General features: G+C 64.2%; 15 protein-coding genes. All 15 read left to right on the forward strand.

Going from position 1 to position 17159, the window contains the following annotated elements:
* Positions 1-87: 87 nt before the first annotated feature.
* Positions 88-1113, forward strand: coding sequence for an ABC transporter ATP-binding protein (locus PCO31110_RS24055; protein ID WP_370855853.1), 1026 nt, complete (start codon positions 88-90; stop codon positions 1111-1113).
* Positions 1110-2204: an ABC transporter ATP-binding protein gene (locus PCO31110_RS24060; RefSeq protein WP_010804540.1), complete on the forward strand. Its 1095-nt coding sequence runs from the start codon at positions 1110-1112 to the stop codon at positions 2202-2204. The genes PCO31110_RS24055 and PCO31110_RS24060 overlap by 4 nt, the downstream gene beginning before the upstream one ends.
* Before the next feature lie 41 nt (positions 2205-2245).
* Positions 2246-3748, forward strand: a complete 1503-nt coding sequence (locus PCO31110_RS24065; RefSeq protein ID WP_174979759.1) for an ABC transporter substrate-binding protein — start codon at positions 2246-2248, stop codon at positions 3746-3748.
* 33 nt (positions 3749-3781) lie between these two features.
* Entirely contained in the window at positions 3782-4726 is a 945-nt protein-coding gene (locus PCO31110_RS24070; RefSeq protein ID WP_010804538.1) for an ABC transporter permease, read from the forward strand.
* A 13-nt stretch (positions 4727-4739) separates the two neighbouring features.
* Positions 4740-5663: an ABC transporter permease gene (locus tag PCO31110_RS24075; RefSeq protein ID WP_010804537.1), complete on the forward strand. Its 924-nt coding sequence runs from the start codon at positions 4740-4742 to the stop codon at positions 5661-5663.
* An 85-nt stretch (positions 5664-5748) separates the two neighbouring features.
* Positions 5749-7386, forward strand: coding sequence for a gamma-glutamyltransferase family protein (locus PCO31110_RS24080; RefSeq protein ID WP_010804536.1), 1638 nt, complete (start codon positions 5749-5751; stop codon positions 7384-7386).
* Between the two features lie 317 nt (positions 7387-7703).
* On the forward strand, positions 7704-10127 hold the full coding sequence (locus PCO31110_RS24085) for an MCP four helix bundle domain-containing protein (protein ID WP_010804535.1): 2424 nt from the start codon (positions 7704-7706) through the stop codon (positions 10125-10127).
* A gap of 116 nt (positions 10128-10243) precedes the next feature.
* Positions 10244-10972 carry a methyl-accepting chemotaxis protein gene (locus tag PCO31110_RS24090; RefSeq protein WP_150691626.1) on the forward strand — a complete coding sequence of 243 codons (729 nt, stop codon included), beginning with the start codon at positions 10244-10246 and terminating at the stop codon, positions 10970-10972.
* Between the two features lie 16 nt (positions 10973-10988).
* A complete protein-coding gene (locus PCO31110_RS24095) occupies positions 10989-11558 on the forward strand; it encodes a hypothetical protein (RefSeq protein ID WP_150691627.1) in 570 nt (189 codons plus the stop codon).
* Positions 11559-11587: 29 nt separating this feature from the next.
* The gene (locus tag PCO31110_RS24100; RefSeq protein ID WP_010804532.1) at positions 11588-12229 is read left to right on the forward strand and encodes a chemotaxis protein CheX; all 642 of its coding nucleotides are present in this window, start codon (positions 11588-11590) and stop codon (positions 12227-12229) included.
* Between the two features lie 47 nt (positions 12230-12276).
* Complete coding sequence (locus PCO31110_RS24105; RefSeq protein WP_010804531.1) at positions 12277-12642, forward strand: response regulator; 366 nt, start codon at positions 12277-12279, stop codon at positions 12640-12642.
* 153 nt (positions 12643-12795) lie between these two features.
* Entirely contained in the window at positions 12796-13338 is a 543-nt protein-coding gene (locus tag PCO31110_RS24110) for a MarR family winged helix-turn-helix transcriptional regulator (protein WP_081636157.1), read from the forward strand.
* 302 nt (positions 13339-13640) lie between these two features.
* Complete coding sequence (gene mhpT / locus PCO31110_RS24115; RefSeq protein ID WP_246189967.1) at positions 13641-14897, forward strand: 3-(3-hydroxy-phenyl)propionate transporter MhpT; 1257 nt, start codon at positions 13641-13643, stop codon at positions 14895-14897.
* A 140-nt stretch (positions 14898-15037) separates the two neighbouring features.
* Positions 15038-16180: a porin gene (locus PCO31110_RS24120; protein WP_150691628.1), complete on the forward strand. Its 1143-nt coding sequence runs from the start codon at positions 15038-15040 to the stop codon at positions 16178-16180.
* A gap of 140 nt (positions 16181-16320) precedes the next feature.
* On the forward strand, positions 16321-17151 hold the full coding sequence (locus PCO31110_RS24125; RefSeq protein ID WP_010804527.1) for a p-hydroxycinnamoyl CoA hydratase/lyase: 831 nt from the start codon (positions 16321-16323) through the stop codon (positions 17149-17151).
* Positions 17152-17159: the final 8 nt, after the last annotated feature.

Here is a 17159-nt window from a genome sequence, read left to right on the forward strand (position 1 = left end):
AGACATAATCGTGTCATGCACCTCCCTCATGACCGGCTTGCCGGCAAGCAGGGCAAGAAGACCGACCCACACAACGCGCCCATGACCATGCCCGCAGACGCTGGGCCGGTGCTCGATGTCACCGGACTATCGCTGAAATTTTCCAAGGCGTCCGACGCGCCCAACCTGATCGACGGCGTCTCGTTTGCCGTGCATCCCGGCAAGACGCTGTGCATCGTCGGCGAATCGGGATGCGGCAAGAGCGTGACGTCGCTCGCGCTCATGGGGTTGTTGCCGAGCCCGCCGGCCAATGTCGTGGCGGGCCGGGCGATGTTCGAAGGCCGGGATCTGCTGGCGCTGGACGAGCGCGAGTTTGCCGATCTGCGCGGCAATCGGCTTGCGATGATCTTTCAGGAGCCGATGACCTCGCTGAATCCGGCGTTCACCATCGGTCATCAGATTGAAGAAGGCATTCGCCGCCACCGGGGGCTGGACCGGCGCGCGGCGCGCGCCGAGGCGCTCGACATGCTCAAGCGGGTGCGCATTCCCGCACCCGAGACGCGGCTCGACAACTATCCGCACGAACTCTCCGGCGGCATGCGCCAGCGCGTGATGATCGCGATGGCGCTGGCCAATCGACCCGCGCTGCTTATCGCCGACGAGCCGACCACGGCGCTCGACGTGACGATTCAGGCGCAGGTGCTCTCGCTGATTCAGACACTGCAGCGAGAAACCGGTACCGCGGTTGTCCTCATTACGCACGATCTGGGCGTGGTGGCGGAAGTCGCCGACGATGTGGCCGTGATGTATGCGGGGCGCATCGTCGAATATGGCACGGTCGATGAGATTTTCGACGACCCCCAGCATCCTTACACCATCGGGCTGATGGGGGCGATTCCGTCGATCGGCAAGCGCGACGGCACGCTCGCCACCATTCGCGGCACCGTGCCGTCGCCGGAGCGCATGCCTGCCGGCTGCCGTTTTGCACCGCGTTGCCCGTTCGCCGAAGCCCGCTGCACCCGCGAGGCGCCTGCGCAGCGCACGCTGTCCGGCGCGCATCGCGTCGCCTGCTGGCTTGCGCCAGTCGAAGCGCTGACACCTCCCGCCGCACCGATGGAAGAGGTTGCCGTATGAACGCCCCATCCTCATCCCCGCTGCTCGAAGCGCGCGACCTGACCAAGCACTTTGGCGGACATCGCGTCGGCTTTTCCCGTGCTCCTACGGTGTATGCCGTCAATGGCGTCTCGTTTGCCGTACAGGCGGGCGAGACGTTCGCCATCGTGGGCGAATCCGGCTGCGGGAAATCCACCCTGGGACGGCTGCTCCTGCGCCTGCTCGACGCCACGCGCGGCGAAGTGCGCTATCAGGGCGAAGACATCATGACGCTGGGCGCGGGGGCGATGCGCCGTCTGCGGCGCGAATTGCAGATCATCTTTCAAGACCCGTTCGCGTCGCTCAATCCGAGCATGACGGTGGGCGGACTGATTGGCGAACCCATCGCCCTGCATGGGCTCGCGCGCGGGCGCGCCCGCGACGAACGCGTGGCCGAACTGCTGCGCACCGTCGGTCTGCAACCTGACTATGCGCAGCGCTTTCCGCACGAATTCTCCGGCGGTCAGCGTCAGCGCATCGGCATCGCACGCGCGTTGGCGGGTGAGCCGCGCGTGATCGTTGGCGACGAGCCGGTCTCGGCGCTGGACGTTTCGGTACAGGCGCAGGTCATCAATCTGCTGGAGCGCCTCAAGCACGACTTCGGCCTGACGCTCATCATGGTTGCCCACGATCTGGCGGTGATTCGTCACATGAGCGACCGCGTGGCCGTGATGTATCTCGGCGAGATTGTGGAGCTGGCGAGTGCCGACGCGCTGTTCGACAACCCTTTGCACCCCTACACCCAGGCGCTCCTGCAAGCCATTCCGGCGAGCCGCCCGCACCTGCGGCGCGAACGTGCGCCGCTGGGCGGCGAATTACCGAGCCCGACCGCCCCGCCGCCCGGCTGCCGTTTCCATCCGCGATGCCCGCATGCAAAGCCCGCGTGCCGTGAGCAACGGCCGATCGACGAAGTGCTGCCCGACGGGCGGCAGGTGGCCTGCCATTTCTGGCGTGAGATTCAGAACGCCGGTGCGAGCCCCGCGCGCGCGACGGCACCCAGCGAGAAGCTGGGGGAGCGTCTCGCGCTGTATCGCGCCCGGCAGGCACAGGCGGACATTGCAATCACCGGTTAACCCTCATTTCACCACTCCATCACACTCAAGGGATCTCACGCATGCGCAACGTTTTGCTCGATCTTGTTCTGGCGGCGTCTTTGACAGCCGGTGCGGCCTCTGCGATGGCGCAGTCGACCCTTCGCATCGGTTTACAGGAGGACATCGGTTCGCTCGATCCCGCTCGCAGTTCGCAGGTCGTCGATCGCATGGTGCTGCGTTCTCTGTGCAGCTCGCTGGTCGATATCAGCACCGATCTGAAGTTCGTGCCGATGCTCGCCACGTCGTGGAGCGTCAGCGCCGACGGGAAGACATGGACGTTCAAGCTGCGTCAGGGCGTGAAATTCCACGACGACGAGCCGTTCAACGCGCGTGCCGTCAAGGCCAACCTCGACCGCGCACGCAGCCTGCCGGCGAGCAATCGCAAGAGCGAGCTGTCCTCCATCGATCGCGTCGACGCCGTTGACGACACGACCGTCAACATCGTGCTCAAGGCACCCGATTCTGCGCTGCTCGCCACGCTGTCCGACCGCGCGGGCATGATGCTCGCGCCCAAGACGCTCGCCGACGACGCCGCCGTGCAGGCTCGCCCCGTGTGCTCCGGGCCGTACAAGTTCGTGCAACGTGTGCAGAACGATCGTGTGGTGCTGGAGAAATTCGCGGGCTTCTGGGATGCCGACAAGTATCCGACACAGAAGGTCATCTTCCTGCCGATTCCCGACACGACCGTGCGATTGGCCAATGTGCGTTCGGGCTCGCTCGATATGCTCGAACGCCTCTCGCCGTCCGATGTGAAGTCGGTCAAGCGCGATGCCAACCTGAACTTCGTCTCCATCGATGGGCTGGGTTATTACGGCCTGACGTTCAACGTGGCGGCGAACGCGCCGAAAGCGTTGCGTGACAAGCGCGTGCGTCAGGCGTTCGATCTGGCGATCGATCGCGACGCCATCAACCAGGTCATCGGCGGCGGTATCTTCACGCCGGCCAATCAGGCGCTGCCGCGTTCGGGCCAGTACTACGATACGTCGATCAAGACGACCAAGCGCGATGTGGCCAAGGCGAAGGCACTGCTCAAGTCTGCGGGCTTCGAGAAGGTCGACGTGACGCTGAGCTTCGGCAACAACACGGTGGCCAATCAGATGGCGCAGATGTTGCAAGCGATGCTTGCCGAGGCGGGCATAACGCTGAAACTGCGTCCGATGGACTACGCGGCGGCGCTCGATGCGGCCCACCGCGGAGACTTCGACGTGCTCTATAACGGCTGGTCGGGGCGTATCGACCCCGACGGCAATCTGCATCAGTTCGTCACCTGCAAAGGCAACCTGAACTACGGCCAGTACTGCAATGCCGACGTCGACAAGCTGCTGAACGAGGCGCGCGTGAAGTCGAGCGTGGCCGAGCGCAAGCCGCTCTACGATGGCGCGAACAAGATCCTGGCCGACGAGAATCCCATCCTCTATCTGTACGTGCAACCGTGGCCGTATGTGCTCAGCAAGAAGGTGCAAGGGTTCGTCGCCTATCCCGACGGGCTGATTCGCCTGCGCGGCGTGAGCGTGAAGGGATAAGCGGGATAACCGGGATAAGGAGAAGGAGCCACCATGCTGCGCCTCGTCGTTCATCGTGCGCTGGTTGCGATCCCCACGCTCATCATCGTGTCGATGATGATCTTCGGGCTACAGAAGATGTTGCCCGGCGATCCCGTGCTCGCGATGGCCGGCGAGGACCAGAACCCGCAGGTCATCGCGGCACTGCGTGAGAAGTATCACCTCGACAAGCCGTTGCCCACGCAGTACGCGCTATGGATCGGCGATGTACTGCAGGGGAATCTCGGCACCTCATTGCGCACGGGCGAGCCGGTGACGACACTCATCGCGCAGAAGCTGCCCGTCACGCTGCAACTGGCGATGTTCGGTCTGGTGATCGCCATCGGGATCGGCATTCCGCTGGGCATTCTGTCGGCTGCCAATCGAGGCAAGGCGGTCGATTACGGCGCGAACGTGCTGGCGTTGTCGGGTATGTCGATCCCGAACTTCTGGCTCGGCATTCTGCTGATCTTTCTCGTCTCCGTGCGCTGGCAGTTGTTGCCGTCCTCGGGCTACGTGCCGCCGGGCGAAGACCTGTGGATGAGCTTCAAGACGATGGTGATGCCCGCGTTCGTGCTCGGGGCGGCGCTGGGCGCGCAATTGATGCGCCACACGCGCAGCGCCATGCTCGGCGTGCTGCGCACCGACTACATTCGCACGGCGCGCGCCAAGGGCCTGCTGCGCGGCACCGTTGTGCTCAAGCACGCGCTGCGTAATGCTCTGATTCCCATCGTGACGGTACTCGCACTGCTTTTCGGCGAGTTGCTCGCCGGTGCCGTGCTTACCGAGCAAGTCTTCACGATTCCGGGCTTCGGCAAGCTGATCGTCGACGCCGTGTTCAACCGCGACTATGCGGTGGTGCAGGGCGTCGTGCTGGTGACGGCGGCCGGTTTCATCGTCCTGAACCTGCTGGCCGACGTGCTCTACGTCTTGCTCAACCCGCGCCTGCGTCGCGCCTGAGACCTTTCCGAACATGGCCGCATTGCCAACGACTTCTTCTGCATCGCCGACCCCCGAAGGGAGCCGTCCCGTCGCGGCCGCAGCCGGCGCCGAACGTTTGCCGCGACGCCGGCATCGCGGGCTGCGCAAGTTCGTGCGCAACCGGGCGGCGGTCGCGGGCGCCGTCATTGTGGCGTTCGCGGTGATCGTCGCGATCTTCGCACCGTGGCTGTCGCCTTACGATCCGGTTGCCACGAGCTTCATGACCGTGCGGCAGGCGCCAAGTGCCCTGCACTGGTTCGGTACCGACGAGCTAGGCCGCGACGTGCTCGCCCGCATGATCTTCGGCGCGCGCGCGTCGCTCGCGGCGGGCGTGGTGTCGGTGGGCATTGCGGTGATTATCGGTGTGCCGCTGGGTCTGCTCGCGGGGTATTTCGGCCGTTGGGTCGACGCCATCATCTCGCGACTGGCCGACGCGCTGCTGTCCATCCCGTTCCTGATTCTGGCGATTGCGATGGCGGCGTTCCTGGGCGCGAGCCTTACGAACGCGATGATCGCCATCGGCGTCTCCGCGATGCCGCGTTTCGTGCGGCTCGCCCGGGCGCAGGCGCTCACCGTCAAGGCGGAAGAGTATGTGGAAGGGGCGCGCGCCATTGGCCTCACCGACACGCGCATCATCGTGCGCTACATCTTGCCGAACGTGCTGCCGCCGATCATCGTGCAGGCGAGCCTGACGGTGGCCACCGCCATCATCGCCGAGGCGAGCCTGTCGTTTTTGGGGCTGGGACAATTGCCGCCTTTGCCGTCGTGGGGCTCGATGCTCAATACGGCAAAGGACTTTGTCGAACAGGCGCCCTGGATGTCCATTTTTCCCGGTATCGCCATCTTCTTGACGGTACTCGGCTTCAACCTGCTGGGCGACGGCTTGCGCGACGCGCTCGATCCGCGCGAGCAATAGCACGACGAGAGACGCGATACTCGACAGCATCGCCACCTGACAGGCCCATTCCAACCATTCGAGACAAAGGTCAACAGCGAGTCCCATGACGCAATTCAATTGGCAGAATCCGTACCCGACACCGCGCCTGCCGGTGTTCGCCCGAAATATCGTGTCGACGTCGCACCCGCTTGCCGCGCAAGCCGGTCTGCGTATTCTTTGGCAGGGCGGCAATGCCGTCGATGCCGCGATTGCCGCCGCCGCATGCATGACGGTCGTCGAGCCGGTGTCCAATGGCCTTGGCGGCGACTGTTTCGCGCTGATCTGGGACGGCAAGGCGCTGCACGGCCTGAACGCCTCGGGCGTTGCCCCCGCCGCGTGGAACGTCGACTATTTCCGTAAAAAGTACGGCGAGCAGCATGGCATCGCCAAGCAGCCGATGCGCGGAGTCGACACCACCACCGTGCCCGGCGTAATTGCCGGCTGGGAGGCGCTGCACGCCAAGTTCGGCAAGCTGCCGTTTGCCGACCTCATGGCGCCGGCCATCGAGATCGCCGAGCGCGGGCATGCCGTGGCGCACATCGTCGCGCGCAAATGGGCGGCGGCGGTGCCGGAGTTGAAAGACTTTCCGGGCTACGCGCAGACGTTCATGCCGAATGGCCGCGCCCCGACGACGAGCGAGATGGTCCGCATGCCGGGCCATGCGCGCACGTTGCGCATGCTCGCCGAGCACGGACCGCGCGCCTATTACGAAGGTGAGATCGCGCAGCGTATCGCCGCATGGTCGGCGCAGCATGGTGGCGCGATGACGACCGACGATCTGCGCAACTACCGTGCGGACTGGGTCAAACCCATCGAGAAGGACTATCGCGGCTACACCGTGCATGAGATTCCGCCGAACGGGCAGGGCATCGCGGCACTCATGGCGCTGGGCATTCTCGAGAAGTTCGACGTGTCGCGTCTGGCCGTCGACCGGGTGCATTCGCAGCACTTGCAGATCGAAGCGATGAAGCTCGCGTTCGCCGATCTCTATAAATACGTTGCCGATCCGCGTTCCATGGAAGTCACGCCCGAGCAGATGCTCGACGACGCCTATCTCACCGCGCGTGCCAAGCTCATCGACCCGGAACGCGCATCGCATTTCGACTTCGGCATGCCGAAGTCCGGCGGCACGATCTATCTCGCGGCGGCCGACGAGCAGGGCATGATGGTGAGCTTCATCCAGTCGAACTACATGGGCTTCGGCTCCGGCGTCGTGGTGCCCGACCTGGGCATCGCGCTGCAAAATCGCGGCTGCGGTTTCTCCATGGACCCGAAGTCGGCCAACGTGGTCGAGGGCGGCAAGCGTCCGTTCCACACGATCATCCCGGCGTTCCTCACGCAGAAGGTCGACGGCAAGCACGAGGCCGTGATGAGCTTCGGCGTGATGGGCGGCGACATGCAGCCGCAAGGCCATCTCCAATCGATCGTGCGGATGATCGACTACGGCCAGCAGCCGCAGGCGGCGTGCGACGCACCGCGCTGGAAGGTCAATCGCGACTTCACCGTCGATATCGAATCGACGCTTGACCGCGAAACGGTGGCCGGGCTGGTGGCGATGGGTCATCGGCTGAAGTCCGTCGACGACCCGTACATGGACTTCGGCTCGGGCCAGTATATCTGGCGTCTGGATCGCAACGATCCGGAACGCGGCTATGTCGCCGCCAGCGACAGTCGCCGCGACGGTCTGGCCGCCGGTTACTGAGCCAGGCGTCGTCCGAACAGCGCCGGTAGCGCGTGTGCCTTGCACCGTGCCACCGGCGCTGTTCTCGTTTGTGGGGGACGTTGTGCGGACCGGAGTGGGGCGCGCGGCGATGTTCGTGTGCACTCACTCGTCTCGGATTCCTACAAGGCACTGCCGGATCGAGGATACGTGAAGCTTCTGTTGATTCATCGAATCGTCACGATTCGCCCGCAATAATCACATCGCACGAGGAATCTACAAACTAATTCGGCGGCCGATCTACTGCGTCAGTTCGCGCGTGGCACCGGGCGCCGGTGCGACCCCGGGGAAACGACGCAATGACGATCCGTCATCGAATAACGCTATTGGTGATCCTGACGTTTGTGGCGCTCTCGATCATTGGTGGCTACGCGGTCTATCAGACTCGCGCCAGCGCTCATAAGGTGCGGCAGGTTACGGAAGGCGTAGTGCCGAGCGCGCTGGCTTCCGCCGATCTCGTCTCGCAAGTCAAGGCGGTGCAGATCGCCACCATGACGCTGGTCTACGCGCCGGACGACACCGTCGTCGAGCAGGCGCTCGATAATCTCAAGAAACTGCGCGGCGAAATTGACCAGTCGCTTGCCCGTCAGGCGCAAGGCGCCGCGAGCGACGCCCAGAAGGGGTTGGTGACGCAAGCCCGCGAGAGCGTCGAGAACTACTTCAACGCGATCAGCGACACCGCCAAGCTCAAGCAGGCCGGCAAGACCGAGATGGCGCAGGCGTTTCTCTTCGCGATGGTCGCGCAGTATCGCGACGAACTCGAAGGCGTAGTCAACACGCTTCGTGTCGAGAAGAACCGTCAGAAAGACTCGGCCATCGCCACGCTCAACGACACGCTCTCGACCACCACTACGGCCATCGCGCTGGTGACCGGGTTGGCGATCGTGCTGCTCACGGCCATTGGTGCGCTGCTGTATCGCCAGATCACGCGTCCCCTCTCGCGCATGCAGGCCATGATGAGCGAGATCGCGAACAGCCAGGACTTCACCCGCCGGGTGCCGGTCGGCCGTATGGATGAAATCGGGCATTCGATCGTGGCGTTCAACGGCATGATCGAGAAGATTCAGGAGCGCTCGGCGCAACTTAAGCAGAAGACGGCCGACATTCAGGCGATGTTGCAGAACATGCAGCAGGGCATTCTGACGGTCGTCGACGGCTCGAAGGTTCATGGCGAATACTCGGCTTACCTCGAAGCGATCTTCGAGACGCAGGACATCGCCGGGCGCCCCGTCATGGAATTGGTCTTCGGCGAGAGCGATCTGGGTTCGAATGCGCTCTCGCAGGTCGAGGCCGCCATCGACGCCTGTATCGGGCAGGACGCCATCAACTTCGCCTTCAACGAACACCTGCTGGTGGGCGAGATCGGTAAGCGCATGCCCGACGGCCGGGTGAAGCAACTCGATCTGACGTGGTCGGCGATCACCGACGAGAGCGACACGATCCTGCGTCTGATGCTGTGTGTGCGCGATGTGACAGAGCTGCGCGAACTCGCCGCCGAGGCGAACGAGCAGAAGCAGCGGCTGGAGATGATCGGCGAGATTCTGGCGGTGAGTCAGGAGAAGTTCCATCACTTCATCGAAAGCTCGACCGGCTTCATTCGCGAGAACGAACGCATCATCCGCAAGCATTCGCAAGCCGACAGTGCGGCCATCGCGGAGCTGTTCCGCAACATGCACACCATTAAGGGCAACGCGCGCACATATAACCTGCAATATCTGACGAACGTCGTGCACGAGACCGAGCAGCGCTATCACGATCTGCGTCAGCCCGACGTCGCTCGTCTGTGGGATCAGGACGGCCTGATGCGCGAACTCGAACGCGTGCGCGAAGCGGTCGACACCTACGCCCAAATCAATGAGATGAGTCTCGGCCGCAAGGGCCCGGGCAGAGCCGCCGACGAACAGTCGATGGTGGTCGATCGCGCGCACATCCGGGCCAGCCTGCGCATGCTCGAAGCGGCCGATCCGAACGATCCGCAGCAACTTGTCGCCATGCGCGACGCCGTGCACCAGACGCTGCGTCTGCTGGGCACCGAAGGCGTGGGCGAAGCGCTGGGCGGTGTGCTGGATTCGTTGCCATCGCTCGCGGCCGAACTCGGCAAGCCGGCCCCGGCCGTGCGAATCGACGACAACGGCTACCGCCTGCGATCGCCCGCCGTGCGGATTCTGCGCGACGTGTTCATGCACCTGCTGCGCAATTCGATGGATCACGGGCTGGAGAGTGCGGACGAGCGTCGTATGAAGGGTAAGCCGCCCGCGGGCACCATCGACATTGAAGTCGGCCTCGACCACAACATGCTGCAAGTCACGCTCGCCGACGACGGTCGCGGGCTGGCGCTGCACCGTATCCGCAATATCGCCGTTCAGCGCGGCTGGATTACCGCCGAGACCTATGTGACGGACGAGCAGATTGCCCAGTTCATCTTCCGTCCGGGCTTTTCGACGGCAGCGCAAGTCACCGAAGTGTCGGGGCGCGGGGTGGGCATGGATGCCGTGCAGGACTTCGTGCGCCGCGAACATGGCCGTATCGAACTGCGCTTCACCGACGAGCGCAAGGGTGCCGAATTCCGTCAGTTCCAGACGGTGGTGTGTCTGCCCGACAACCTGGTGGTCGATGGCTTCGACCTGAACAGTGTGGCGGCCGATGCCGTGGACCTGCCGGCCATCGAGGCTGGCGAGCGATCGGCCTCGCGCGGTGGTCTGTCGCAAGCCGACAAGGTTTGAGGCGCCGCCACACCGTTGGCATCGTCGGCACCGCTGGCACAGTAAGCACGATGGGCAAGGCGGCGCGGACCTGACGGGTCTGCCGCCGCCGTGCCGCTTTCGGAGACGAATGGCGTATGGAAGCAGTGGAATGGCTGTTGGCAGGGGCGCTGGCCGGCGTGATCGGCGCGGGTGCGGTGGCGTTTGTCGCGCATCGCTGGCGCATGGCGCGGGCCACCGCACATTGGCGTGCGCTGACCAAGACGCACGACGAAGCGTTGGCGCAGGCGCTGGACCGTGAGCGTCTGGCCGTGACAAGCCGCGAGGAAGGCGCCCATGCGCACGACGAGGCGCTTGCCGCGCTACGGGCCAGTCTGACGCAGGCGGAACTGGATTTGGAGGCTGCACGCAAGTCGGAGGCGGCCGTGCTCGAGGCGAAGGGCCTCTGGCAGGCCGAGGCGCAACGCATTGCCGCAGAGGCCGCGCGCCTGCGCGGTCTGGCGGCGACGTTCGAGCGCTGGCACGAGCAGATGATCTCGCTCATGACGCAGAACCAGGACATGCACGCGAAGAACCACGAACTGGCGTCGATTGTCCGGCACGTGCTGATCGTGTCGCTGAACGCGTCCATCGAAGCGGCGCGTGCGGGCTCGGCAGGGCGCGGCTTTGGCATCGTTGCCGGCGAAGTGCGCTCGCTCGCCACGCGCTCGGAGGAGCTTTCGAAGAGCTACCGCGACAGCCTGCACCGCAACGACGTGACGACCACCGCGACGTTTCAGGACATTCAGGCGGGCGGCAAGATGATTGCGGCCTCGCTCTCGAGCGTCGAATCGTTGGCCCAGCAGTTGCATTCCCGTCTTCACTAAGCAGGCAGGTTTCGTTGTGATCAGCGCCCACGCACGCGACAGTTTCGAACGCATTCTGCACAAGGCGGTCCGCACGCGGCTGGCCCGCACACCCGACACCGCGTGCGACATCGTGCCGCTCAAGGTACGTCAGACAGATTCGGCCGCCTCGGATGCCGACGTCGATATGGTGACGCGGCACGCCAACGTGGTCGTGCTCACGATCTCGTCCATCGGGTTTCGCATGCTGCTGGTGCTGCATTTCGACGAGGACGACGTCACCACCCGGTATTTCGCGGGCGACGCGCAGGACAAGCCGTTTCGCGAAGTCTTCCTCGAAATCAGCAATCTCTGCTGTGGGGCGATCAATCAGGAACTGCTCGCCTACTTCCCCGATCTGGGCATGTCGACGCCGTACGTGCTGAGCGCGCGCTGCGTGCCTCACCTCATGCAGCTCAAACCGAACCATCTGGCGTCGTGGGACATCATGCTCGACGGCTCGGTGCGTCTGGCTGCCACGCTGTGCGTTTGCGCGCACGCGCCGCTCGACTTCGACGCCGAACTCAGCGTGACGCAGGACAGCAGCGGCGAACTGGAATTGTTTTGAATCGGCGCACGCCATAGGAAATTACGACCATGAACCGAAGCACCCCCCGCGAGCCGGCCAGCCAGTTTTTGATCCTCGAAGACAGCGTGGAGCACGAATATCCCGAAGCGCTTGTGCGCGGCATGATCGACATCACCGACGGCGTGTTTCGTGGTCTGTTCGGTGAGATCGCCATGCACTGCGAGCCGCCCAGCGTGGTGCGCGATCGCATCATTTTCGGCGAAGTCTTCAGCCTGATCCCGCTAGAGAGCGCCTGGTGCCGTGGGTTCATGATGATGCAGGCCGAACAGGTGCCGTTCATGCAATTGCTTGAGCACACGGGCCGTTGCGAAGGCCAGGCGGGCTTTCGCGAACTCAACGGCATGCTCGGCGAGTTGACGAACCTGATCTGGGGGGCGTTCAAGAACCGCTACATGGGCGACCCCTTGTCGGTGGACCGCGCACAGATACAAGTGCCTCTGCTGATCAATCACAAGCAGAAGTACATCTCGTTCGGCACCGATAACCCGCAGTTGTGCTTCGTCTATCGACTCACCGATCCGGTCAGCGCGCAGACCGTGACGTTGCATCAGCATTTCGTATTCAGTCTGAACTGGTCGCCGGAAGCGTTTCGCGAAGCCGCACAGGTGGCCACCGAACCCGTCGAGACCGGGGCGCTGGAATTGTTCTGAGATCCCGGCTCGCACACCTACTCCCTCTTATACACAAGGACAACACCATGTCGAAGATTCTCGTGGTCGATGACTCGAGCACCGTGCGCGACGAAGTCGCGGGTTTCCTGCGCAAGAACGGCCTGGACGTGGACACGGCTATCGACGGCCGCGACGGCCTCGCCAAGATCAAGGCCAGCCCGGGCGTGAAGCTGGTCATCAGCGACGTGAACATGCCGAACATGGACGGTCTGACGATGGTCGAGAAGATTCGCGGCGAACTTGCGAACAAGACCGTCAACGTGGTGATGCTCACCACGGAAAGCAGCCCGGCGATGAAGGAGCGCGGCAAGGCCGCCGGGGTGAAGGGCTGGATCGTCAAGCCGTTCAAGGGCGACGCCGTGCTCGAAACGTTCCGCAAGCTCGCCAGTTGAACGCACGGCCGGCGTAAGCCGGTCGCGGTGCTCATCGTCGGGAGAAATCGCCGGCCGACCGTCGCCACCGCGTGGCGGCGGCGTTACACTGCTGACTTTCCCGCACCACGCGATACGCTGCGCATACCTTTTGTGCTCGATCGCCATCTCACCATGAGCGTCGTACCCCAGAAAAAGAAGTCTGCCGCCGCAGCGGCCGCCCGCGACATCCGCGCGCCGGAACCCGGCAGCGAAACGCTTGAGGAAACGCCGGGCTCGGCCGATGCGCGTCCGCGCCGCTCCAAACTCCGACTGACGTACGTCATCGCCAGCCTCGACCGCCTGCTGCGCCGCCACATGTCGGAAGCGCTCGCGCCGCTCGGTCTCACGCTGGCCCAGTTCACCGCGCTGTCGGTACTCGACGCACGCGGCAAGCTATCCAACGCGCAACTCGCGCAACGTTCGTTCATCACCCCGCAGTCGGCCAACGAGGTCGTGAGCATCATGGCATCTCGCCAGTGGATCACCCGCGAGCCCGACCCCAATCACGGCCGCATCGTGCTGTTGCAACTCACCGACGAAGGCCGCCGCGTGCTCGCCCGGTGCGAGGTCGTGGCCAAGGAAATCGACGCACGCATGCGTGCCGACGTGAGCCGCGAAGACGCCGCAGTGGTGCAACGCCATATCGAAATGTTCGTGCGGAATCTGCGCGACTGACTCCGGGTTTGTCCCGAGCCGCCGATTGCTTGTATTGTCAGGTTGCTTGATATTAAATGGAGTCCGTCGGCGCGAAGATACGCGCGACCGAATCCCAGTGACACGGTAAGACGACAACGACGAGCCGCACTTGCGGCATCGCCGTGCCTGTTGCACTTGCGTCGTTAATATCAGGTTTCCTGATTAAATGATCGGTGTTGACGAACCCCGCGTGCGTCGTCGCCGGTGTCGACTGACTTCGAATCAGGTGCTGCCCGGAGGGGCGGTGACCGAAGACCATCAAGAAGATCACAGGAGACACCATGGAAGCGAATCGGGACGGCGACGCACGTGCGTTGCCTTTGGGGGCAGACGGGGCGGCAAGCAACACCAGTCCGGTCGTGCTGACGCTGGCATTGTGCTTTGCCGTGGCGTTGCTCGAAGGTCTCGACCTCCAGTCGGTCGGGGTTGCCGCGCGCGGCATGGCCAAGGAGTTCGGCCTGAGCGTGGCGCAAATGGGCATCGCGTTCTCGGCCGGCACATTCGGTCTGCTGCCCGGCGCGATGGTGGGCGGGCGACTGGCCGACAGCATTGGCCGCAAGCGTGTGCTGATGCTCTCGGCGGCGCTGTTCGGCGTGTTGTCGATTGCGACCGCGTTCGTATCCGACTTCTGGATGCTGGTGATCGTGCGCGTTCTCACGGGCGTCGGGCTGGGTGGGGCGATGCCCAACCTGATTGCGCTGTCCTCGGAAGCCGTGGCGCCGCGCTCGCGCGGTACGGCCGTGAGCATCATGTATTGCGGCATTCCGCTGGGCGGCGGCATCGCGGCCACCATCGGCATGCTGGCGGTGAGCGATGCCGACTGGCGGCACATCTTCTACGTTGGCGGTGTCGGCCCGCTGCTGCTGTTGCCGTTGCTGGCCTGGTGCTTGCCCGAGTCGCGTGCGTTTGCCGCCGCGGCCGCGCAAGGCCAGCGTGCCACGCCGGCACCGATGATGTCGGTGCTGTTCTCCGAAGGACGCGGCGTGTCGACCATCCAGCTCTGGCTGTCCTACTTCTGCACGCTCATCGTGCTGTACTTCCTGCTCAACTGGCTGCCCTCGCTCATGGGATCGCGCGGTCTGGCGCGCGGCGAAATCGGCTGGGTGCAGATTCTCTTCAATGCAGGTAGTGCCGTTGGTGTGCTCGTGCTCGGCTATCTGATGGATCGGGCGCGCATGTCGCTCGTGATCGGCGGCATGTATCTGGGGATGATCGCATCGCTGATCGGTCTGGCCGCCGCACAAGGCTTCAGCGTGCTCGCCACGGCAGCGTTCTTCGCGGGCATGTTCATCATCGGCGGCCAGTCTGTGCTCTACGCGCTTGCCGCCGCTTACTACCCGACCGCGATGCGCGGCACGGGGGTGGGCGCGGCCGTGGCCATCGGGCGCATCGGCTCGGTGGTCGGGCCGCTCGCCGCAGGCATGTTGCTCGCGGTGGGCAGCAGCGCAGCCGTGGTGATCGGCGCCAGCATCCCCGTGACGATCGTGGCCGCGCTGGCCGCACTCACACTCATCCGTCGTCCCCGCGCAGCTGACTGACCAGCATCAACCGGTTGGCCTCGCTTGCACGCGACGGACGGCATTCGGCTGCCCCGTCGCGTTTTTTCGTGCGCGCGTCGCACGCGCACTCGCCGCCGCAAGACTGCATACATAACGACATCGATAATCAGGAGACAGGTATGGCATTTCCCTCACGCACTCGTGCGCTCGCAACCCTGGGCGCGGCCGCTGTGCTGGCTGCCCCCGGCATCGCCGGCGCGCAATCGAATATCACGCTGTACGGTATCGTCGACACCGGGATCGAGTACGTTTCTCATGCGAGCTCGAATGGCGCCGTCTGGCGTATGCCGGGGGTGACGGGAGAGCTGCCGTCGCGCTGGGGGCTGCGCGGCTCGGAAGATCTCGGTGGCGGCCTTGCCGCGATCTTTCAGCTGGAAAGCGGCTTCAACATTCGCGGCGGCGATCTTGGGCAGGGAGGCCGAATGTTCGGCCGTCAGGCCTTCGTGGGCGTGAAGGGGCCGTACGGCACGCTGGCGCTGGGCCGGCAATACTCCATGACGTATTACGCGCTGCTGGGCTCCGACGTGCTCGGCCCGGACATCTACGGCATGGGCTCGTTCGATGCCTACATCCCGAACGCGCGTACCGATAACTCCGTCACGTATCAGGTCGGCTGGCAGGGGCTGAGCTTCGGCGTGGGCTATTCGTTCGGCCGCGATTCCGGCGGCACGGGCAACTCGCCGGGGCAGGGCACCTGCGCGGGCCAGGTGCCGGGGCAGGCGGTGCAGTGCCGCGACTGGTCGGTGATGCTCAAGTACGACGCGAGTAATTTCGGCGTGGCGGCGTCGTATGAAGAACAGCGTGGCGGCACGAATGCTTCGGCCAACTTCTTCGACGGACAGGCGCCGTCGGCCTTCAACAGCAGCAGCGACAAAGACGCGCGCGCAACCTTCGGTGCGTACTACAAGTACGGCGCATTCAAACTCGGGGGCGGATGGCTGGGCCGTCGTGTCTCGACGGCTGCCGTGAACACGCACTCGAATCTGTTCTATCTCGGTGCGGCGTACAACCTCACGCCAGCGTGGCTGGTAGACGGCGAGGTGTATCGCATCATCAACAACGATCACGACACGCGCGGCACCATGACCACACTGCGCGCTACCTATTCACTGTCGGTGCGCACCGCTGTCTACGCGCAAGCCGCTTATCTTTTCAATAGCGCACGCGCCGCGTACTCGGTCAGCGGCGGCGGTGGCGGCACCACGCCGCCCGCAGGCCAGGGCCAGACCGGCGTGATGCTCGGCATGCGTCATACGTTCTGACATCTCCGGCTAAGGGTTTTCACCGGGAACGCAATCCTTGCAATGTAAGGTTACCTGATATTAAATGTGTGTGTTGGCAACACCGCGCGCCACTCCCGGCGCGCGGCGCAAGTTGCCCCGCACACTTGGAAATTACGCAAATGAATGCATACGAAGGGCGCTGGAAAACGGTCGACGTGAAGGTCGAGGGCGGCATTGGCTGGGTGATCTTCAATCGCCCGGAAAAGCGCAACGCGATGAGCCCCACGCTCAACACCGAGATGAATCAGGTGCTCGACGCCGTTGAACTCGACGGCGACATCAAGGTGGTCGTGCTCACGGGTGCGGGCTCGGCCTGGACGGCCGGGATGGATTTGAAGGAGTACTTCCGCGAGATCGACGGCGGGCCGGAAATCGTGCAGGAACGCGTGCGCCGCGACGCATCGGATTGGCAATGGCGCCGTCTGCGCATGTACTCGAAGCCGACGATCGCGATGGTCAACGGCTGGTGCTTCGGCGGTGGCTTCTCCCCGCTGGTGGCCTGCGATCTGGCGATCGCCGCCGATGAGGCTGTCTTCGGCCTGTCGGAAATCAACTGGGGCATTCCGCCGGGCAACCTGGTGAGCAAGGCGATGGCCGATACGGTGGGGCATCGTCGTGCGTTGCACTACATCATGACCGGCGATACGTTCACCGGTGTGGAAGCCGCCGACATGGGGCTGGTCAATCAAAGCGTGCCGCTCGCCCAACTGCGCGACGCTACGCTGGCGCTCGCCGCCAAGCTGCTCGAGAAGAACCCGGTGGTGCTGCGTGCCGCGAAGCACGGCTTCAAGCGCGCTCGCGAACTCACGTGGGAGCAAAGCGAGGACTATCTGTACGCCAAGCTCGATCAGGCGCAACTGCGCGACCCGGAGCACGGCCGCGAGCAGGGCCTCAAGCAGTTCCTCGACGACAAGTCGATCAAGCCGGGTCTGCAAGCCTACAAGCGCTGAAGTGCAAC

Source organism: Pandoraea communis, from assembly GCF_902459745.1.
Taxonomy (GTDB): domain Bacteria; phylum Pseudomonadota; class Gammaproteobacteria; order Burkholderiales; family Burkholderiaceae; genus Pandoraea; species Pandoraea communis.